The sequence below is a fragment of the Candidatus Colwellia aromaticivorans genome, from assembly GCF_003333305.1.
GTDB classification, from domain to species: Bacteria; Pseudomonadota; Gammaproteobacteria; order Enterobacterales; family Alteromonadaceae; genus Colwellia; species Colwellia aromaticivorans.
Map to the genome: position 1 here is coordinate 58,961 of NZ_QOLD01000066.1, position 21,313 is coordinate 80,273.

Genomic DNA, 21,313 nt, shown 5'->3' on the forward strand with positions numbered 1-21,313 from the left:
ATTTTTATGGCAAAATCACTAGTTATTGTCGAGTCGCCAGCCAAAGCGAAAACAATTAACAAATATTTAGGTAAAGACTTTATTGTAAAGTCTAGCGTTGGTCATGTTCGTGATTTACCCCATAGCAGCACCGGTAAAAAGGTCGCAACTAAATCACCAACTGAAGTGCGAAAAATGGCACCTGAAGCAAAGGCTAAATATAAAGCGAAGCGCGATAAGCAAACACTTGTTAATCGTATGGGAATAGATCCAGATAAAAACTGGGCAGCTAATTATCAAATTCTTCCCGGTAAAGAGAAAGTTGTTACTGAACTTCAGAAGCTTGCAGAAAAAGCTGACATTATCTATCTCGCAACCGATTTGGATCGCGAGGGAGAAGCGATTGCTTGGCATTTAAAAGAAATTATTGGTGGCGATGATGATAAATTTCGTCGCGTAGTTTTTAATGAAATAACCGAAAGCTCAATTCAACAGGCTTTTGCTACACCAGGTGAATTAAGCATGCCTGGCGTTAATGCTCAACAAGCACGTCGTTTTCTCGATAGAGTGGTTGGCTTTATGGTTAGCCCTCTTTTATGGAAAAAAGTGGCCCGTGGTTTGTCTGCAGGACGCGTACAATCAGTTGCAGTTAAGCTAGTCGTTGAAAAAGAGCGTGAAATAAAAGCGTTTGATCCAAAAGAGTTTTGGGAGGTAAGCGCAGACACTCATGCAACGTCTCCAGAAAGCAAAGGCGCAGCATTAGCACTAGATGTTACTCATAACAATGGTAAAACGTTTAAACCGACTAATAAAGCCGATACGGATAAAGCATTAGCGGTGTTAACTTCAGCAGATTATGCTGTGAGCAAACGTGAAGATAGACCGTCAAAAAGTACACCGTCTGCACCTTTCATTACCTCTACATTACAACAAGCGGCAAGCACTAAATTAGGCTATGGCGTTAAACGTACTATGGGCTTAGCTCAACGTTTATACGAAGCGGGTCACATTACGTATATGCGTACTGATTCAACTAATTTAAGTAAAGATGCCGTTGAAATGTGTCGCGATTATATCGCTAAAAGCTTTGGTGAAAACTACTTGCCTGAAAAGGCAAAAGCCTATGGCTCAAAAGCGGGCGCTCAAGAGGCACATGAAGCTATTCGTCCATCAAATGTAAAAGTAGAATCTGCCTTTATGGAAGGCATAGATGCTGATGCTAAAAAACTTTATGATTTAATTTGGCGTCAATTTGTTGCTTGTCAAATGACCGCAGCGCGTTACACCGTTAGTACTTTAACAATTAGCGCAGCCGAGTTTGATTTAAAAGCGAAAGGTCGCGTGATGCAGTTTGATGGTTGGACTAAAGTGCATCCGCAATTATCAAAAGGTGATGATAAACACTTACCTGATTTAGCCGTTGGTGAAGTATTAGTTTTAGATAACTTAGACGCAACTCAGCATTTTACCAAACCACCAGCACGTTTTGGTGAAGCGTCTTTAGTGAAAGAATTAGAAAAACGCTCTATAGGTCGCCCATCTACTTATGCGTCAATCATTTCTACTATTCAAGATAGAGGCTATGCCCGTTTAGATAAAAAACGTTTCTATGCTGAGAAAATGGGTGAAATAGTCACTGATAGTTTATCAATGAGTTTTGAAAAACTGATGAGTTATGACTTTACTGCAAATATGGAGCAAGAGCTTGATGCCATTGCAGGAGGTAGCTTAGATTGGAAAGCAGTATTAGATGATTTCTATAAAAATTTCAGTAAAAAATTAGCACTGGCGAATAAAGACGTTGATGATGGTGGCATGCGTAACAATGCACCAGTCTTAACGGATATAGACTGCCCAACGTGTAAGCGAAAAATGGGTATTAGAACTGCTTCAACAGGAGTCTTTCTAGGATGTTCAGGCTATGCATTGCCGCCAAAAGAGCGTTGTACTACTACCATGAACTTAACCGCGGGTGAAGAAGCCGTCAGTGTATTAGCTGAAGATCAAGAGACTGAAGCATTACGTGCTATGCACCGTTGTAAAAAATGTAATACTGCGATGGACAGCTATTTAATTGATGAAACCCGCAAGCTACATGTTTGTGGTAATAACCCTGTTTGTGATGGTATTGAAGTAGAGCAGGGTACGTTTAAAATTAAGGGTTATGATGGTCCCGTTTTAGAATGTGATCGCTGTGAAGCTGATATGGAGTTAAAATCAGGTCGTTTTGGTAAGTATTTTGATTGTACCAACAGTGAATGTAAAAATACTCGTAAGCTACTTGCTAGTGGTGAAGCTGCTCCGCCTAAAGAGGATCCGGTGCAATTACCTGAGCTTGAATGTGAAAAATCTGATGCGCACTTTGTGTTACGAGATGGCGCCGCGGGTATATTTTTAGCTGCGAACACTTTCCCGCGTTCACGTGAAACTAGAGCACCAAAAGTTGCTGAGCTACAACGCTTTAGAGATAGAATATCGAGTAAATTTTATTATTTAGCTGATGCGCCCTCAGAAGATAATGAAGGCAATTTATCGGTAGTACGTTACAGTCGTAAAACGAAAGAACAGTACGTAATGACCGAAATTCCAACAGAGGGCGGGAAGCCAAAAGCAACTGGCTGGACAGCAAAATACATTGATAATAAGTGGGTAGAGGACATCCCTAAACCTAAGAAAAAACCGGCGAAAAAGAAAGCTACGACTAAAAAAACGGCTACAAAAAAAGTAACAGAGAAAACAAAGTAATATTGTAACCACTTCCCCTACCCTAGGTGAATAAATACTTTATACCTTATTTTAACCCAGTTCAGTAACTCACACTGAACTGGGTATTTTTCACCTTCTAGTAAATCTATTTAACCTTTTTTTTAAAAAAACTGTTATGGTTATTCTCTTATAATTTAGCAACTGAATTAATGAGTGCAATTGCTATGAATAATAGTCAAAAAGTAAGAGTTTCTTGGGAGAATAACTATGTCAGACAATGTATCAGTGGAAAGTAATCTTGATATCAGGGCCGCTTACTTGAGTGCTGAAGAATTAAAACTTGCTGCATCTTTACTGTTTCAGTCATATCATGATGATCCTGTTTTTTTAGAAATTTTTAATAGCGAAAAAGAAGGTTATGAGCAAAGAATAAGAGCATCAATTAGAGAAGAGTTAAGTGCGTTTTGGCAAGCTAAACAGCCTATGGTTGGCTTATTTCTTGGAGACTCTATGGTTGGGGTTGCGTGTTTAAATAGTCCTGATGATAGTGTTGGCACTGATAGGTTTTGGCATTGGCGTCTTAAAATGTTACTTACCGCTGGATATTTCAGTACTAAGCAGATGATAGAAAAAGAGCAAAAAGTGATGGCAGCCGTACCCTTAAAAAAATTCCATATGTTGTCTTTTATTGCTATTCATCCTTTACATCAAAACCATGGTTTTGGTCAACATTTAATGGCAGCAGTTGACACGGTATTAAAAGAACATGGCGATAGTGAAGGTGTTGCTGTTTATGCTACCTCAGGAAAGTTTAAAGCTTTTTTTGAAGATGCTAACTACGAGTTTATTCAAGATGTATGTGTTGGTAAGGTATCAGGTGCCTTGATGGTGCATTATCGTGATAAATAACGTATGAAACACTTTTAGGCTTAAATTATCATTGACTAGGCCAACTCTTTTATTAGCCTATGCAATTTACTCAGAAGATTATTGATAATGACTACGCTCCATTTTATTTTTTATTTATAAAAACACCCTTTCTAATTTAATAAATTCAATAACAATGTGTAACGTAATATAGACTGTTACACGGGAATCATTGTCTTTTAAGTTACTATTTATGTAGGTTTATTCGCTTACGATAGGTTCCAGTACAGTATCAAGATTGTTAGAAATAAAAGGTAAATTCCCACCCGAATGGGAATCGTCATTCGATATGAAATTCTATACACGCTACAAATATATAAGTGTGTTCAGGTGCTTGTCTGTGTCTTATGCTGCTTGACCAGAATCATAGGGTTTGGTCGATTACTTTAAGCGGTAACTAGCGCGTTACTTTCGAATTTGTCGATGGAGATGCTATATTCTTTAAATAATACAACTATTAAGTAATTTGTTACCTTACAAAGAGTTCAAGCGGGTAAAAACTGTTGGTTGTTTTCACTCTGTCCGATATTATAATCAACAGTTTATTTCAGCTTGACGGGGCGTTAGCCGTTTAAAAAGGTTTTGTGATGCATTTATATTTTGGTTATCTTTTAGTACAAGTTTGCCTTTTGGCGGTTAAAATATTTCAATTTAACATGTCTATTTCAGCACTGTTTTTTTCCGTTGTTGTTGTTCTTTTTTGGTCATTTATTCCAGTTGTTGGGTACTTGTTAGCTAAATTATTTAAAGCGAATGGTAAGGTAGGTAAATATATTTTATTTACCTTTGGTTTTGTTATAGCGCTAATTGAAAAGAGCTTGTTTTATTTCGAATTTTTAACTAAAGAACAGGTCACTATTGGAACATTTGTAGCGTTCATTTTATTTTTTATTGCTGCTTTTATATCTATGAATAAAACTGCTAACAAACAAATTAATCAGAACTAAATACAGTGGGCTATTTTCGCTTTCGTATCAAAGCGACTGAATGAGTCTCTATTATTTGTGGTCAATCTAACTATTATTGAGTGGCATTGCGACACATGTGAAACTTTTGGAACGATTTTGAATTGGCAAGGAAGCATGTGGGACAAGTAAGGCGCACACTTCATTAGTTCACCCTTCAACGCTAACAAGTGTAGTGACACAACAAAATTGGGCAATGATGTAGATTAAAACAGAACTCGCAATATCTGTCTTCGTATCACTGTTACCAAAAACCGGCTTCTTATTAGCGAAAACATTAGCACTCTAAAGAGAAAAAACCTAATGGCTTATTTAAACTAATCATAAAAAGGGCATATTAAACCTTGTTAGTTAATTATTTTGACTATAATTTTATTGTAACTATTCACCTATGTCACTCCCGAGGTCTTTAAATCGGGAGTCTAGAATTTTAAACACTGAGATTCCAGCTTCAGCTTTGTAGTTCCAGACCAAAGCTAGACCCTACGTCCTGTAGGCAAAGACACAACTGGAATGACGGGAATACTAGGTATGGTGAATAGATACATTTTATTAAGATATATATAGTAATTATTATTCTCGGAAATTGGTTGTACTCTTATCTTGGTCGCTCTTAAGCTTTATTGTCACATCATAAGCTTAGTGGTATTCGCATAAGCCTTATAAGTTTAATGCTCTGGGTTAATATCCCTAACATAAAACATAAAACATAAAACATAAAGAGGCAGTTATGCGTGGTTTATTCCAATTATGGTTAATAGTTACTGTCACATTTTTACTTTTCAGTTGCTCTCAAGAAAGTAAACCCGATAAAGTTAAATCACAAGCACCGGAACCCGTAATTGAAGCCCCTGAAATTATAGAGGGGCCTGAAAAATTGATGAAGCCAGTGCCAGTAAAAGGCGTAATGCGCAAAGTCAGATGGAAGGTAAATGTGGCGAGGGAAAGTTAAAGGCACCACAAAGTAAGAGTAGTTTTAGAAAGAATAACAATGAATTTGCTAGCGAAGAGGAAGAAATAAGACATATCCAAGAAATAATACTCAATGGTGGCAATATTGATTTGCCTGCCACAGCCGCAGGCCCAACAGTTCCAACAATACTTTCTGCACCAGAAACCGAGCAACTAACACCAGAAGAGCAAACCATTAAGTCATTAGTTAAAGGCAATATTGCTTTTAATGTGCCACCTGAAATTAGTATTGATGAAGTAGCCCATATTCAGCTGCTTTTAGATTTAGAAAAAAGTCAATCGCAATTAAAGCAGCAAATTACCGTGCAAGGGGAACAACACAGCGCACAAATTGCAGTGTATAAACGCATGTTCGCTCACCTTACGGGCACCGACTTTATAATTAGCAATGTTACTCCTGAGTTGCAGTTACTCACTCGCGGCAGTACAACAAAATGGCAATGGGAAGCAAAACCTTCAACCGAAGGCGTGCACGCCTTACATTTAGCTGTTTCAATTGCTATTCAAGTTGACGGAGAAACAACTTATAAGTTAATTGAGTCATTCGATAGAGTGATTAAAGTGAAGGTTTCCGGTATTAGTAAGATGTCGTCATTTTTTGAGAATAACTGGCAATGGCTGTGGGCTACTTTTTTAGTGCCCATCGCCGCATGGTTTTGGAAAAAGCGTCAGGTAGCAGGTTAATTGACTCATAACCTAAGCTGTTTAAGATGGATTCATTTACAGAAAATTATAATTACAACTAGGTTGTGAATTAGCACAAGCTTATGGTATTGCCAGGCCAATGCTTGCTTGTGATATTCCAGCGTGGATTAACCTTAGGGTTTTATTGCCGTTGTTTGAGGGCATGACCGACTTCATCTGGCTTACAAATTAATGACGGTTTCTGTACCGAAGCCAAAAAAAACAGGCTATTAGCCTGTTTTTAAAGTTTATCACTGAGCATTTCATCGCAGATTATTATACCAGTTCCTTAAATCTGTTTCTGCTGTCAGTAGCTACACTGCTTGACCGCTCTGGACTGTTACTTGCTTAGTGAACCTCAGTTGGTCCATGACGGTTGAGGATATCCAATATTTCCTGTTCTGCAGTCTCTGGCATCATTACTTTGACCTGTAAAGTTTTATCATCGATGAAAAAATTTTCCCTTGGGATATCCTTATTCACCAGTTCATCAGCCACATTTTCAATGGCAATTTTATCTGTATATGTTGCTGTAGTAGTCTTATACATGACAGTTTTCTCCTGTTTGGCCAATATTTTCTATAAGCTAAAATCGATCTCGTGAGACGTGAAAACTGTTTATATATGCGTCTTATACAAGACCCTCAAAAAGAATTACTTTTGATATAGACACCAACTCATACATCCTGAGTGGAAATATCATAACCCTTTCTCACTTATATTTTAGACCAGAGCACTAAATACTGCCAGTTTGTAGAACATTTCCTGCCAAAATCTACCAATAAGTGAATTCTGTAATGCTCAACTAAATCAGTATACAATTTAGTACACAAAAAACTATTCCCGTGTATCAATACCCGTGTATCAATAAAAGTTCCGCTCTTTGTTTACTTGACTTCTTCACCAGCAGCTTGTTTGTCAGCATGGTAAGAAGAACGCACCAATGGCCCACAGGCTGCATGTTCAAAGCCCATTTTTACCGCTTCTTCTTGAAACATATCAAATTCATCAGGATGAACATAACGTTCTACGGGTAGATGATCTTTACTCGGTTGTAAGTACTGCCCAATAGTAAGCATTGTTACACCATGGCTACGTAAATCACGCATTACCTGTAGTATTTCTTCGTTAGTTTCACCTAAGCCAACCATGATGCCTGACTTAGTGGTAACTGTTGGATTTGCCTCACCAAATTTTTTCAACAAATCTAAAGACCATTGATAGTTAGCACCCGGACGTGCTTTAGTATATAAGCGCGGTGAAGTTTCTAAATTATGGTTAAATACATGTGGCGGATGCTGATTTAATATTTCTAGCGCTCTGTCCATACGACCGCGAAAATCAGGTACTAAAATTTCTACTTTAGTACCGGGTGCCTGCTCATTAATTTCTCTAACACAATCAGCAAATTGTTGTGCACCGCCATCGCGTAAATCATCACGGTCAACCGAGGTGATTACTACATAGCTTAATGGCATACCTTTAAGACTTAATGCGAGTTTTTTGGGTTCATCTTTATCTACTGCTAATGGACGGCCATGACCTACATCACAAAATGGGCAACGGCGAGTACAAATGTCACCTAAAATCATAAAGGTGGCTGTGCCGTGATCAAAACATTCAGATAAGTTAGGGCAAGACGCTTCCTCACACACAGAGTGTAAACCATGTTCACGTAAGTTAGCCTTGATTTTATCGACACGTTCACTGCTTCGAGGCAGCTTTATGCGTAACCAACTGGGCTTGCGTAACATGCTTTCACGAGTAGAGGTAACAACTTTAATTGGAATATGAGCCAATTTATCGGCGTCACGTAATTTGGTGCCTGGGGCAACTCTGGTTGATCTTTTCGTTGTATTAGCAGCAGTATTCGCTGCGGCATTTTTTATGGTAACGTCATTATTTGGCATTTGTTTGCTCTTGCTTAAGTGCTGTTATATCGCTTTGAGGTAATCCTGTTTGATATTCAACGTTTGTGGAATCAAACAAGTTAATTAAATGTTTTACTAAGGCATTGCCTGCGCTTTCTATATCTTGTGGTCCTTGCAAATCGCATGTTTGTACCATTTCAAGGCCTGCATAACCGCATGGATTAATCCGTAAAAAAGGCGATAAATCCATATTAACATTGAGGGCTAAACCATGAAAAGAGCAGCCTTTTCTTACCCGTAAGCCGAGTGACGCTACTTTTTTTCCATCAACATAAACACCTGGCGCATCAGGTTTTGGATACGCGTTAATGTCATAGTCCTTGAGTGCGGCAACAATGCCATTTTCGATCAAGGTTACTAATTGTCTAATGCCTATTTTTCGTCGGCGTAAGTTAATCATAAAATAGACCACTTGTTGTCCGGGGCCGTGATAAGTTACTTGGCCGCCTCTATCAACTTTGACTACTTCAATATCGCCAGGCATTAATAAATGCTCTTCTTTGCCTGCTTGTCCTTGGGTAAAAACTGGCGGGTGTTCAACTAACCACAGTTCATCACAGGTTTTATCATCGCGATTATCAGTGAAGTTTTGCATAGCATGCCAAACCTCACTATAGTTCATGTTCGACAGTTGCCGAATAATCAATGCGCTTTTCACGATAAAACCTTATTTAATTTTGTTTTGTTAAGTACACCTGAATTTTACGCTGAAACAATTATAGGACGTAGCGAACTTCTTCAATGGCATTTAGTGTTTCATAAATTTTTTCAATGTGCTCTTTGCTGGTGACGGTTACCGCTACTGACACCGCAACATAATTACCTTTAGAGCTAGGCCGTAATTTGGGTATGTAATCGCCAGGCGTATGCTTTTGTATTTCAGCAATAATTAAATCGGGTAATTCATCGCAGGCGACACCCATAACTTTAAAGTTCAATACGGTGGGAAAGTCTAATAATTCATCGAAATGGGTTTTCATGTTTTTCTCTACAAATACATAAGATAGCGAAAATAAAGCGCTAGGATAATAATCATCCTATTTTATCATTAATAGTTGTTAAAAAAAATACTCACCTAGCTATTTTCAATTCGAAAACCAATTTTAAGGGTAACTTGGTAATGTGCAACCTTGTTGTTTATTATATGCCCACGAGTTTCTGTCACTTCAAACCAATCTAAATTATTAACGCTATTGGCTATTTCTGTTATCGCATTTTGAATTGCTTCTTCAATACTGTTTGGTGAAGTGCCAACCATTTCTAGTTTTTTGTAAGTATGATGATGAGACATAACATGTCCTTTAATATTTAATAGGGATAAGTTAAAGATAGTAGATATAAGTTTTTTAGCGAGTAAATAAAAAGAGCTACTAAAATGTAGCTCTTTAAATATGTTATCTATTTGAAAATTATACTTTGCCCATCACCAATGCACATGGTGCACAAGTTGTGGGTCTGTCAGTACCCATTCATAACGATGTAAAGAATGACATTATGGCACTTATTTAAAATAACTGGTTGTAAATGAAAAGTTATGATTAAATGACTGGTATTATTTACAGTGTTTTGGTTTGCTTATATGGTGTTCTCTTTACAACAACCTGAATTATTAGTTATTTTTCTCATATGTTCATTGTTAGTTTTATTATTAGTGTTGTTATTTGTTGTGAAGCAAAGTACTCAAATAACTAAACTACAATCAACGATTGAGCTTTTTTCAAGTACACAAAATAATGTGTTAGCACAATGCTTTGATAAGCAGCAATTACAACTCTCTAGCGTTTTTGAGCAGAAAATGGCTGATTTACGCATTAAGTTATTAAGAGAGTTGAATAGCCAAAAAGAACAACTTAACCAAACTCTCAGTCATAACCAAAATCAAACGCTTGATCAGTTAATAAGTCACCTAAATAAAACAACGCAAGCAAATAGAGAAGAGCTGAGTAAGTCGTTAATACAAAGTAGTGAGCAAATGACTAAACGTATTGATGTGCTTACCCAAGCGACAGATAAACGCTTGCAAGAAATTAGCGGTCAGGTAGAAAAACGTTTAGCAGAAGGTTTTGAAAAAACCACTAAGACCTTTAGCGATATTTTACAGCGATTAGCATTAATTGATGATGCACAAAAAAAGATCACCGAATTATCAACCAATGTTGTGAGCTTACAAGAAGTATTAAATGATAAACGTTCTCGTGGCGCATTTGGTGAAGTACAATTAAACTCCTTGATTCGTAATGTTTTACCAGAGCAAAGTTTTAAACTACAACATACGTTATCAAATGGCAAAATTGCTGATTGCATATTATTTTTGCCACAACCAACGGGTAACGTAGTAGTAGATGCAAAATTCCCACTAGAAAACTACCGTAAAATGATGGACTTTGAACAAGCAGACTCTGATAGAAAAGCCGCACAACGCCAGTTTAAAATTGATATTAAAAAACATATTACTGATATTAGTGATAAATATTTAATTGATAATGAAACGGCTGATGGTGCGATTATGTTTATTCCTGCAGAAGCTATTTTTGCTGAGATCCATGGTCATCAAAGTGATTTAGTCGATTTTGCCAATAAAAAACGGGTTTGGCTAGCTTCACCTACCACATTAATGGCTATTTTAACTACCGCACGCTCGGTGTTAAAAGATGAAGCGACTCGAAAACAAATACATATTATTCAAGCACATTTATCTGATTTAGCACAAGATTTTAATCGATTCAAAAGTCGTTTTTCTAGCCTAGCTAAACACATAGATCAAGCAGCAGTTGACGTGAAGCAAATTCATACTTCGGCGGATAAAATATCGAGTCGTTTTGAAAAAATTGAACAAGTTGAACTGCAAGAGCAAGAGCCAGTTGATAATGCTATTTCTACTGTGAGTTAATGACTATCTAACATGACATTGGAAAACGAGGAAGTTTGGTATACATAGTTTGCTTATTTATTGACTTTAAAATGCAACATTAATGAAAACAATTATAAGAAGAATAGGGCAGAAATAGCGTAAATAAAACCCAAAGGCCTTTAATTTACGATTGTTTTGTAATTGCGCTAAATCGGTAAGCTGATTGCCTCGTTGCCAAACCCAACCCACTACAATGAAATAAAACAGTGACATTAAGGGTTGTAAAATGGTGGTAAGTAGCTGAATGACTAAACCAAATAATACATCAAAAAATGCGACTAAAGTCATGCTAGCTACGAATACAGCGGCAGATACTAACCAAGTCGCGCGTTTTCGATTTATATTTTTATCCTCAACTAAATAAGACACCGGGACTTCGGTTGATGAAATAGTAGAGGTTAGTGCTGCAATAGATAATAAAGTAAAAAAACTAAAAGAGACGATTAAACCCACTGAGCCCATAGAAGCAAATAATGAGGGTAAAATTTGAAAAATCAGCTGTCCTTCCCCAATTAAATTACCATCACGAAAAACCTCTTGTCCTGCATGTTGAGCGACAAATAAAGCCGGTATGATCAGTAATCCAGCCAAGAAAGCAATAAAAGTATCAAGGGCGGCAATAGACAATACAAGTTTGCCAATGTCTTGTCCTTTTTTCATATATGAGCCGTATACCATCATGCCGCCAACGCCAATAGAAAGAGAAAAAAAGGCTTGCCCCATGGCTGAAATAATTAATTTTGGCTCTAATACTTGGTTAAAATCAGGAATTAAATAAAGGGCAACACCTTCTTGTGCGCCATCTTGTTGCAAAATATAAATAACTAAGCCAATTAGCATTATTAATAAAATAGGCATTAATCGTCCAGACCAACGTTCTATGCCCGCATGAACACCTCGATGAATAATAAAAGCGCCTAATAACAGAAAAATAGGGGTAAAAATAATATTACGTAAAGTGCTCGACGTTGACAGCCAATTGGCCAAGTCAATAAAGCCAAATAGTTCAGATAAGGCACTTAACGCATGCGCTAACATCCAGCCAGCAACAATAGTGTAAAAACTAAGCATCATCATAGCGCCAACTAAACCTATAATGCCGGCGTTACGCCCGGTATTTTTAAAACGTTCACCACAAGCTTGTATTAGCGCACTTACCGGATTTTTTTGCGCTTGATTGCCAATATAAACCTCAGCATACAATGCAGGGACTGCCAGCAATACCGTTACGATAAGGTAGACAAATAAAAAGGCGCCACCACCATTGTTAGCTGCTTGAGTTGGGAATCCCCAAATATTTCCTAATCCAATAGCAGAGCCTGCCGCAGCTAAAATAAAACCAATACGGGAATGGAATGAGTCACGAGAATTAGTGGGTGATGACATAGCGTTTATAATTATTAGGGATAAATTTTATAGGTTGTGAGCTTACCGAGTAAAGTTGTCTGAGTAAAGGTGGGAAGGCGAGGTATTAATTATTCGTTTTTGTTACATATTAATGGTGATTTAATTACCGTAATTTATGTTATTATCGTGCAAATTTTTTCTGTACTTTTCAAAGAGTTTATTATGCTGCAATTTCAAATCATTCCCGTTACACCTTTTCAACAAAATTGTACTTTATTTTGGTGCGATGAAACGATGCAGGCAGCGGTAGTTGATCCCGGTGGCGATATCGAGAGAGTGATTGCAGCTATTGATAAACATCAACTAACCTTAGCTAAAGTACTTCTTACTCATGCGCATATTGATCACGCTGGCGCAACAGATGCTTTGTCAAAGCATTACAGTGTAGAAATTGAAGGTCCTCATAAAGAAGACCAATTCTGGATAGATAGGATTGAAGATCAAAAGCAGCGTTTTGGTTTTGCTCATGCGGAATCATTTTCACCAGACCGATTTTTGAATCAAGGTGATACGGTTAGTTTTGGCAATATCACTTTAGAAGTCTATTTCTGTCCAGGACATACACCAGGTCATGTGGTTTTTTTCCATCGTGAATCAAAATTAGCACAAGTAGGGGATGTTTTATTCCAAGGTTCGATTGGCAGAACTGACTTTCCTCGTGGTGACCATGCAACATTAATAAACTCTATTCGCAATAATCTTTTTCCTCTTGGAGATGATGTTCGTTTCATTCCTGGTCATGGTCCTATGGGTACGTTTGGTCAAGAGCGACGCAATAATCCGTTTGTTAGTGATTCAGCTGTTGGTGCAAATAGATAATATGGCTAGTTTTGTTTTTCGTGCGCAGAGACGCCTTAAAAAAATTGATTCAAGTAAAATTTTTCAAGGCATTATTATTGCCGTTATTTTATTATCTGCGTTATTGATTGGTGCTAAAACGCATAATTTATCAGCGAATATTGTCGCTGTTTTAGCGTTATTAGACTTAGCAATTACCATTTTTTTTGTGATAGAAATTGTTATTCGCTATTTAGCTTTTCCCAAGAAAAAGAAATTTTTCCATAGTGGTTGGAACATTTTTGACACGGTAATTGTTATCGGTAGTTTAATTCCTGCTGGTGGCTCGGGTGTATTGCTGGCACGATTACTACGAGTATTTAGAGTTTTAAGATTAGTGTCTATGGTGCCAGAATTACGCTTGTTAATTAATGCTCTGCTCAAAGCTATTCCGCGTATGGGCTATATTGCGTTGTTAATGTTCGTTATTTTTTATATATACGCGGCGATAGGAAGCATGTTCTTTCATCAAATTAATGAAGTGCTATGGGGAGATGTATCAATCTCAATGTTAACGTTGTTTAGAGTAGCAACGTTTGAAGATTGGACCGACGTAATGTATGAAACCATGACTGTGCATCCTTTAAGTTGGGTTTATTATCTGAGCTTTATCTTTTTAACCGCTTTTATTTTCTTAAATATGATGGTGGGCACTGTACTTGAAGTTATGAGTCAAGAACATGAAATTTTCCGTGCAGAACAACATGGCGAAAGTGTTGAGGGAGGGGAGCCAGCTAGTCGTGCTCAAATTGAAAAACTTGAACATGAGCTAAGTGAAATTAAAGCATTGTTATTAAAGCAATCGAAACCAAATTAGTGAGTGAAATTATTCATACTGTGGCAAGTGTTTTGATTATCACTTGCGCAGTAAAGTAGGCACATATACCCGTGACCATTCAAAATGCACTCTGAATCGAGCATTTTGAATGATTACGGGTATAGAATAGCTAGGTATTTTGTGACTTTTGATAGCGCATTATAATCTTGTCTAAGTGGTTGGCAAACGCTTGTCTATCACCTTGGTTTAACGGTGGAGGTCCACCGGTTTGCACACCACTTGCTCTCATGGTGTCCATAAAGTCACGAATATTGAGTCGAGACTTTATATTTTCTTTGGTAAATAACTCACCTCGTGGACTTAATACTATACCTAATTTTGTTATCACTTCATCGGCAAGTGGAATATCTGACGTGATAACCAAATCATTTTCTTCTACGCGTTTTACAATTTCATCATCTGCAATATCAAACCCTGAACTCACTTGCATAAAATGAATGACTTTTGATGGTGGTATACGAATATGATGATTTGCCACTAAGGTTGTCGTGATTTTTGTACGTTCGGCCGCTTTAAATAAAATCTCTTTTATTACGACGGGACAAGCATCGGCATCAACCCAAATTTTCATGGTTACTCTCAATATTCATAGTTATCTTTAATAAATGCTATTATGGAGCATCATAACGTATTCAGTAGCGATTAATGTGAATAAATTGATAAAACCGCACTATGCTCAAATTTGGCAAACTATTCAGCTTATCCCCCAAGGAAAGGTAGCTTTTTATGGTCAAATCGCTGATTTAGCCGGTTTACCAGGTAGGGCGCGTTTAGTCGGAAAGGCATTAGGGTGTGTGCCTGAATCGGGTTGGCGAGGGCAGGCAGTTCCTTGGTATAGAGTAATAAACGCGCAAGGAAAAATTTCTTTTCCTATCGGCAGCGAACATTTTGAAAAGCAAAGGCAGCTTTTACAAGATGAACAAGTGGTGATTATCGGCTCAAAGATTAAATTGAAAGAATTTCAGTGGCAGCCAGATCTAGCTGAATTATTATTTTCGCTGGAATTTTAAATATCACTTCATAGCATCCATGGTATAAATTTTTCTTGCTAGACTGCATAAAAGTACTTTCACTACAATGCACATGCCTTATCTAAATTTTATGAAATTATTGAATTTCCAATAGAGTTACTTCAAAAATAAGCAATGAACCTGGTGCTATTTTTCCTGCGGCGCTATTGCCATAGCCTAATTCTGAAGGAATAAAGAATTTGAATTTATCGCCAACTACCATTAATTGAACTCCTTCAGTCCAACCTTTTATCACTTGATTTAAGCCAAAACTGATAGGTTTATCTCGATCTACTGAACTATCAAATACAGTACCATCTAATAAAGTGCCGTGATAATGCACCATTACTTTTGAGCTGGCGGTTGGATGTTCAGTTCCTTTGCCTCGTTCTAATACTTGATATTGCAACCCTGAAGCAGTTTCAGATACATCTTCTACTGCTTTGTTCTGTGTTAAAAAAGTTTGACCTATAGCAACATTTTCAAGTGCTGTCGCTGAATTTTTATTATTCGAGTGTCTCGAGTAAAAGAATACCGCCAATGCAATGATAACCAAAACAACATATTTCATAACTTATCTCATTAATTTATAGAGTTGCGTATTCTAGCATTCGTTTCTTTAGGTTATATAACTAAATTTAAATTTTGATAGTGTATTTTTATTTTTTGAAGGCCGATAACCTTCAAAGGCTATCTATACACTTATTGTTTTGAATACAAATTTAGGAGCTGCCATAAGTCATTATTAATCATGGCTATGCAGTTAACTCAGGATGTAACTGTAGTACGTCAGGTCAATATGCTCCTGCATTGCCTTCTAAGTAACTCCCTCTAAGTCTATGAATTTAAAGGAGTCATTCGCTTGCAATCAACTCCATACCAAACAGCTTAGCTTTATGCTTAAGCTGTTTCAACACCCTGCTTTTATGAAGCTCGTCATATTCTTCCTGAGATTGCTTTCGGTATTCCGTTTTATTTTTAAGCATTTTATAAAATATCACCGCTAGTTTGCGTGCCGTGGCACTGATAGCCTTTGGCGCGCCAATTCGTGCTCTTAGTCGCCGATAGAATGCGCCTAAACCAGATCTTGAATTCGATAGCGAAAATGCAGCCATCTTAAACGCTTGTTTTGCTCTGTTTTTGGTTTTTATACTTGAGCTGCTTAGTACCTTGCCACCCGATATTTTATTGTTTGGACTCAATCCCAACCAAGAAGTAAAACGGTTTTCGGTTGCCCACTTCGACATATCAATGCCTGTCTCGGCAATAATTTTCAGTAAACCATGCTCTTCCATACCATCAATAGCGGTCAGATCTACCCCACACAACTCATATAAATTGATACTGGCATCAAAGCGCAAGGCATTGGAATTACATTTTTTGCGCTTTTTTTGTGCTGGTCTCTCACTTGCATCAGCCTGTGTGCGCAATGTACTTAAATACTGGCAAATAACGTGATCACATTCGTCTAACATTGCATTGTAAAAGTCATAAAGTTCAACGGACTGCTTTAAAGCAAACAAATGCTCATCTCGATAATTCCCTACTAAAGACTTAGCAATAATTTCAGCGCTATTTTTACAGCGGCAATCTCGGTTTTTAGCCAACTCTTTTGGATCTCGAATGCCAGATAAGATATCTCTAATGATAGCCATACCTGTTTGACTGGTTATATCAGACACCACATTATCCAATAATACATTCATCAGTCTAAGGGCTTTTTGCATGTGTTGGATTTTGCTGGCTAAATGAGAAACTATTGTCTCTCTTTGGCGCATATAAGCACGCAAGCTCACATAGTCATCTTCTGGTCTGAAAGCGCCATGAAGTAGGCCGTAAGTATGTAATTGCTGTAACCACTGACAATCTTTTACATCTGTTTTACGACCCGTAACATTTTTTACATGACGCGCATTCACTAAAATAACTTTTAACCCTCTGCTTTCTAAAATTTCAAATGCAGGGATCCAATAAACGCCCGTGGACTCCATGGCGACTGTGGTGATACCAATTTTCACTAGCCAATCCGCCATCGCTTCAAGATCAGGGGTGAAGCAGCCAAATTTTTTCACTGAGTCTTCATCCAACGAGGGCGGCACGGCAACATAGTGTTCACGTGAGCCAATATCTATGCCCGCAGCATACAAATTGACGTGCTCTAAATGCTGCTGCAATCTTTTTTTGTGAGTGTTAGTGCGATTTTTTTTGCCTTTCATCATATATTCTCCCATGCTAATAAAGCATGCTTGAACATCGGATAATCAATAAAACGGCATTCTTCTAAGCGGGATCGCAATTGCGTCACCAATGATGGGGTCGCTTATCCGAGCCTACGCTTCTACGCGGGCTTTATGGCACCAGTGATAGTTCAGGCTTTTTGTTCAAGTATGCACCTAAAGCATAGCTGAGCCACACAAAGTTACTGGTAGGTGGTTAGGGCGTAGCCGTTGAGGTGCTTCTAAGTAACATAAAGTTAAGATGTTGATTTTTAAGTAAACATAAAACTGGAACACCGTCATTTCCGAAGTCTCTGATCGGAAATCCATAGTGTTTAAAAACTGGATCCTCGATTCAGCTTTGTGGTTCCAGACCAAAGCTAAGTACCTACGTCCTGTAGGCAAAAACACCACGAGGATGACGACGTAAATTTTTGGTGTATGCTTATAGCAATGTTACTAGTAGATGGTTGGGGCGTAGCCGCTGTTTTGCTAATAAACTACATCCATGTAGCGTATCTTCGAAGTATCTGATCGAAGATCTATTGCGCTTAATACACTAGATCCCCGATTCAGCTTTGTAGTTCCAGACCAAAGCTAAGTACCTACATCCATCTAGGCAAAGAAATCACGGAGATGACGATCCTGAACCAACTACATAGGCATGTTATTAATTGAGATGAAGTTACAGATCAATACTTCAAAATTTATTATAATAACAGTCGTTCAAACGCACTATAAAGGTGCTTACGAGAGAGAATAAGTATCAAATCATACTTTTATGAAATGTAGTGTTATACATTGTTTTTAAGTTATTGAATTTGTTTTATTAGTTATATCTATTTGAGAGGTGTTATTGTGTTTTTCTGGTCTGTAATGTGCATAGTACTGATGAGTTGTTTTTTTATTTTTTAATGTACATTTTAGTTTTTCCTAAGGATTTATATGGACTCCATACTTTTTATTATTACTATATCATTGGCACTTGCTAGCGTAATAAATATAGTATTAACCAAATTTTCCATATCACATATTATTGGTTATATTCTCACAGGTACCATTGTTAGTACTGTTTTCGATTTTAATGGTAGTGAAAGCCTTCATTCCCTTGAACTTATTGGTGAATTCGGAATTGTTTTTCTTATGTTTACGATAGGCTTAGAAATGTCTTTTGCTAAACTGGGTAAGATGAAAGAACTGATCTTTTTTAATGGGTTTATACAAGTTGTTATTAGCTCATTAGTTATTTTTATTGGGGCATTTTATCTATTCAATATCGATGCAACTTCGTCCTTAATTATTGCTCTTGCATTTAGTTTGTCTTCAACGGCAATCGTATTACCCTACTTAAAAAAATCAAAAGATATTGTTACCCCATACGGTAAAAAGTCAGTCGCAATATTGGTTTTTCAAGACTTAGCAGTGATCCCTATTTTATTATTAATGAGTTTTTTATCTAATAATGAATTATCGCTAACAGATATTTTATTGAAAACATTTTTATATGCTAGCGCAATTATTATTTTTATGTTCACAATTGGAAAAAAAATAATTGCTTGGTTACTTCATTTCTCGTCGAATGCTCGAATGGAAGAGCTTTTTTTAAGTTCAGTTTTTACAATTGTTTTAGGCGCTTCATTTATTGCTCATGAAATGGGATTTACTTATTCTTTAGGGGCATTTATTGCGGGTATGATAATTGCCGAAACTAAATTCCATATAAAAGTAGAATCAGATATATCGTCATATAAGGATTTATTATTAGGTGCATTTTTCTATTCTATAGGAACAAAAATCGATGCGTTTTATTTTATTAGTCATCTACATTGGGTACTGAGTATATTAGTCTTGGTGATGGCGATAAAAGCAATCATCATCTATTTTTTGATGAGAAAAAAATCAGATAAAAGTGAATCAATAAAGTCTGCTGTTGCATTATGCCAAGTAGGGGAGTTTTCATTCGCTATATTTGCTTTTGCATTAAACCAAAATATTCTGTCGGAGCAGTTAGGAAGCTTTCTTATATTGATCACCGTTTTATCTATGATATTAACGCCCTTTATGGTGAGTAATATTTATAAATTAGCATCGTTGTTTGTTGTTGAGTTTTTTGAAGCGGATAAAATTACAACAGTAACAGTAACAAACCACACTATCGTATGTGGCTTTGATATATTAGGCAGAATTGTTGCTAAAGAGTTAACTAACGAAGGTGTAAATTTTTTAATTATTTCTGATAATTTACACCATGTATTATTAGCAAGAAAACGTGGTTATGACGCTTATTTTGGTCACTTGGATAAAGTCCCTGTTTTAGAATCATTAAAAGTAGAACAAACAAGCAGTATTATTATTACGGTTAACACATTAAAAAATAAACAAATAATTTGTGAAGCGGTACTTGGTTATTACCCGAATGCTAACTTAATAGTCAAAATTAATACACTTGAAGAAAAGAGTGGGTTGTCTGACTTTAACATTAACTCTTTTGTTCATGCTCAACATGAAACAGCTATATTATTAGTTAAGCAAAGTATGCTTTGATTTAAAGCGTGTGATTAGTTTTTTATCTTTATAGATGCAATGGTTGGTGAAGAGTTTTTTGATTTTAAACGAAAATAAATGATGGTCATATTGACCATCATTTATTTAATTTTTTACGAAAGGTGTTGTGGTGATAAAGGATTAAAATTTAGCGTTTAGCCATACCCATATTTTATCAGTGTCAACTTTTCCTGCGGTTGAATCACCAGCTGAATAAGAGGCTAACTTAATTCCAGCGGAATAGTTTTTAGTAAACTTTTTTGAATACACAGCATCAATTTCATAGCCTAAGTCATCAACTGTCGTAGAGGCCTCATCGGCATCAAACTTATGATAAATAACAGCCCATTTGCCACCAGAAATTTTTCCACCAACACTAGCATATAAGTCAGCTAAACCTTCTTTAGGAGTACTTAAAAATTGATCTGACCAACCATTAAATTTATGTAATGTAGCTAAAGGCGTTGAAAAACCATAATTACCGCTGTCAGAGCCTAATAATTCATAACCAACTTTTACACCAACACCTGAAAATGCCGTGCTTAACTCTGCCAGAATATAATCAGCTGAGTATGATGTAGTTGCACTATCAGCGTCTTGTTGTGCGTACTCTAACTGGTAAGATACTTTTTGTTCACCAATTGACGTACCACCATTGAAGCGAATACCAAAGGTGTCTAAGGCATTTTCAGTATCATTATCAACTTCTAATAAGTAACCATAGCCCGTAATCTTACCTAAGGAAGTCTTGTAACCTGCATTAATAATATGATCTTTAGAATCAATATCTTTGGCTTCGGCAAAAATTCTATTGCGTTTTGTAATATAGCCATAGTCTAACGTTAAACCTTTAATGGGTTGGTAAGCAAACGTTACCCCATCAAATGTTTGCCTGTCTTGACGCCAGCCAACATGACCAACAAACCTATGGTTATCCATAGTGATTAACTGACGACCCACTTTAATAGCAATAGATTTTTGTTTGTATTGCAATAAAAATTGATCAAGCTCTGTAGTTTCAGGATCAGCTATTACTGAATAATCGGTATTTTTACCTAATGTATTGTTGTAGTCATCAACCCCTAGCACGTTGCGAGAATCTTCAAATTCAATCAATGAAGAAAACCCTGCAAAATCACCCGTAGCGTAGGTTAATCGTGTACGTAAAGTAAATGCATCAGCATCTTTTAATGCATTGTCTTGATCTACAGTTTCATAACGTAAATTTACATTAACATCCGTTTTACCGTTAATTAATGCGTCTGTTATAGAGTCTGATGTTGGTGAGTCAGCATAAGCAATAGATGAACAAGTGCCCGTTAAGGCTAAAGCTAAACATAAAGTTATTTTATTTAATGTCATTGGTTAGTTTTCCTTTTTTTTCAT

Annotated in this window: 20 protein-coding genes; 10 read left to right on the plus strand and 10 right to left on the minus strand. The window is 36.8% G+C overall.

Annotated features, from left to right (window positions below):
• The first annotated feature begins 6 nt into the window (after positions 1-6).
• From topA to DWA31_RS10210, 5 genes are all read left to right on the plus strand, one after another.
• Positions 7-2,724 (plus strand): type I DNA topoisomerase, encoded by a 2,718-nt coding sequence (gene topA / locus DWA31_RS10190; RefSeq protein ID WP_114326481.1) that lies wholly within the window; start codon positions 7-9, stop codon positions 2,722-2,724.
• Positions 2,725-2,952: 228 nt separating this feature from the next.
• Complete coding sequence (locus DWA31_RS10195) at positions 2,953-3,594, plus strand: GNAT family N-acetyltransferase (RefSeq protein ID WP_114326482.1); 642 nt, start codon at positions 2,953-2,955, stop codon at positions 3,592-3,594.
• Positions 3,595-4,199: 605 nt separating this feature from the next.
• Positions 4,200-4,559, plus strand: a complete 360-nt coding sequence (locus DWA31_RS10200; RefSeq protein ID WP_114326483.1) for a hypothetical protein — start codon at positions 4,200-4,202, stop codon at positions 4,557-4,559.
• Positions 4,560-5,307: 748 nt separating this feature from the next.
• Positions 5,308-5,529, plus strand: a complete 222-nt coding sequence (locus tag DWA31_RS10205) for a hypothetical protein (protein ID WP_114326484.1) — start codon at positions 5,308-5,310, stop codon at positions 5,527-5,529.
• Positions 5,499-6,233, plus strand: a complete 735-nt coding sequence (locus tag DWA31_RS10210) for a hypothetical protein (protein ID WP_114326485.1) — start codon at positions 5,499-5,501, stop codon at positions 6,231-6,233. Before DWA31_RS10205 ends, DWA31_RS10210 begins: the two co-directional genes overlap by 31 nt.
• 348 nt (positions 6,234-6,581) lie before the next feature.
• Here the strand turns inward: DWA31_RS10210 and DWA31_RS10215 are convergent, their stop codons facing one another.
• The 5 genes from DWA31_RS10215 to DWA31_RS10235 all read right to left on the minus strand — a co-directional run bounded on the left by DWA31_RS10215 (position 6,582) and on the right by DWA31_RS10235 (position 9,455).
• On the minus strand, positions 6,582-6,782 hold the full coding sequence (locus DWA31_RS10215) for a hypothetical protein (RefSeq protein ID WP_114326486.1): 201 nt from the start codon (positions 6,780-6,782) through the stop codon (positions 6,582-6,584).
• 338 nt (positions 6,783-7,120) lie between these two features.
• The gene (gene lipA / locus DWA31_RS10220) at positions 7,121-8,143 is read right to left on the minus strand and encodes a lipoyl synthase (RefSeq protein ID WP_114326487.1); all 1,023 of its coding nucleotides are present in this window, start codon (positions 8,141-8,143) and stop codon (positions 7,121-7,123) included.
• Positions 8,133-8,825 carry a lipoyl(octanoyl) transferase LipB gene (lipB, locus tag DWA31_RS10225; RefSeq protein WP_114326488.1) on the minus strand — a complete coding sequence of 231 codons (693 nt, stop codon included), beginning with the start codon at positions 8,823-8,825 and terminating at the stop codon, positions 8,133-8,135. The genes lipA and lipB overlap by 11 nt, the downstream gene beginning before the upstream one ends.
• A 55-nt stretch (positions 8,826-8,880) precedes the next feature.
• Entirely contained in the window at positions 8,881-9,144 is a 264-nt protein-coding gene (gene ybeD, locus DWA31_RS10230) for a DUF493 family protein YbeD (RefSeq protein ID WP_114326489.1), read from the minus strand.
• A 95-nt stretch (positions 9,145-9,239) separates the two neighbouring features.
• Positions 9,240-9,455 (minus strand): dodecin, encoded by a 216-nt coding sequence (locus DWA31_RS10235; RefSeq protein ID WP_114326490.1) that lies wholly within the window; start codon positions 9,453-9,455, stop codon positions 9,240-9,242.
• A gap of 270 nt (positions 9,456-9,725) precedes the next feature.
• On the opposite strand from DWA31_RS10235, the gene DWA31_RS10240 reads away from it, so the two are divergent.
• Positions 9,726-11,054 (plus strand): DNA recombination protein RmuC, encoded by a 1,329-nt coding sequence (locus DWA31_RS10240; protein ID WP_245942581.1) that lies wholly within the window; start codon positions 9,726-9,728, stop codon positions 11,052-11,054.
• Positions 11,055-11,120: 66 nt separating this feature from the next.
• Here DWA31_RS10240 and DWA31_RS10245 read toward each other — a convergent pair whose 3' ends face one another.
• On the minus strand, positions 11,121-12,461 hold the full coding sequence (locus tag DWA31_RS10245) for a sodium-dependent transporter (protein ID WP_114326491.1): 1,341 nt from the start codon (positions 12,459-12,461) through the stop codon (positions 11,121-11,123).
• A 186-nt stretch (positions 12,462-12,647) separates the two neighbouring features.
• Between DWA31_RS10245 and DWA31_RS10250 the strand changes: the two genes are divergently transcribed.
• Both DWA31_RS10250 and DWA31_RS10255 read left to right on the plus strand, forming a co-directional pair.
• Positions 12,648-13,301: an MBL fold metallo-hydrolase gene (locus tag DWA31_RS10250; RefSeq protein ID WP_210725581.1), complete on the plus strand. Its 654-nt coding sequence runs from the start codon at positions 12,648-12,650 to the stop codon at positions 13,299-13,301.
• Position 13,302: 1 nt separating this feature from the next.
• A complete protein-coding gene (locus DWA31_RS10255) occupies positions 13,303-14,136 on the plus strand; it encodes an ion transporter (RefSeq protein WP_114326492.1) in 834 nt (277 codons plus the stop codon).
• A gap of 130 nt (positions 14,137-14,266) precedes the next feature.
• Here DWA31_RS10255 and DWA31_RS10260 read toward each other — a convergent pair whose 3' ends face one another.
• Entirely contained in the window at positions 14,267-14,728 is a 462-nt protein-coding gene (locus tag DWA31_RS10260; protein ID WP_114326493.1) for a YaiI/YqxD family protein, read from the minus strand.
• A gap of 85 nt (positions 14,729-14,813) precedes the next feature.
• Here DWA31_RS10260 and DWA31_RS10265 point away from each other — a divergent pair, with 85 nt between their 5' ends.
• Positions 14,814-15,167: an MGMT family protein gene (locus tag DWA31_RS10265; protein ID WP_245942582.1), complete on the plus strand. Its 354-nt coding sequence runs from the start codon at positions 14,814-14,816 to the stop codon at positions 15,165-15,167.
• A 97-nt stretch (positions 15,168-15,264) separates the two neighbouring features.
• Here the strand turns inward: DWA31_RS10265 and bamJ are convergent, their stop codons facing one another.
• Both bamJ and DWA31_RS10275 read right to left on the minus strand, forming a co-directional pair.
• Positions 15,265-15,738 (minus strand): BamJ family beta-barrel-assembly machinery protein, encoded by a 474-nt coding sequence (bamJ, locus tag DWA31_RS10270; protein WP_114326495.1) that lies wholly within the window; start codon positions 15,736-15,738, stop codon positions 15,265-15,267.
• A gap of 283 nt (positions 15,739-16,021) precedes the next feature.
• Positions 16,022-17,383 carry an IS110 family RNA-guided transposase gene (locus DWA31_RS10275; RefSeq protein WP_114326519.1) on the minus strand — a complete coding sequence of 454 codons (1,362 nt, stop codon included), beginning with the start codon at positions 17,381-17,383 and terminating at the stop codon, positions 16,022-16,024.
• 945 nt (positions 17,384-18,328) lie between these two features.
• Here DWA31_RS10275 and DWA31_RS10280 point away from each other — a divergent pair.
• Positions 18,329-19,927, plus strand: a complete 1,599-nt coding sequence (locus DWA31_RS10280) for a cation:proton antiporter domain-containing protein (RefSeq protein ID WP_114326496.1) — start codon at positions 18,329-18,331, stop codon at positions 19,925-19,927.
• Positions 19,928-20,068: 141 nt separating this feature from the next.
• Here the strand turns inward: DWA31_RS10280 and DWA31_RS10285 are convergent, their stop codons facing one another.
• Positions 20,069-21,289, minus strand: coding sequence for an alginate export family protein (locus DWA31_RS10285; RefSeq protein WP_114326497.1), 1,221 nt, complete (start codon positions 21,287-21,289; stop codon positions 20,069-20,071).
• Positions 21,290-21,313: the final 24 nt, after the last annotated feature.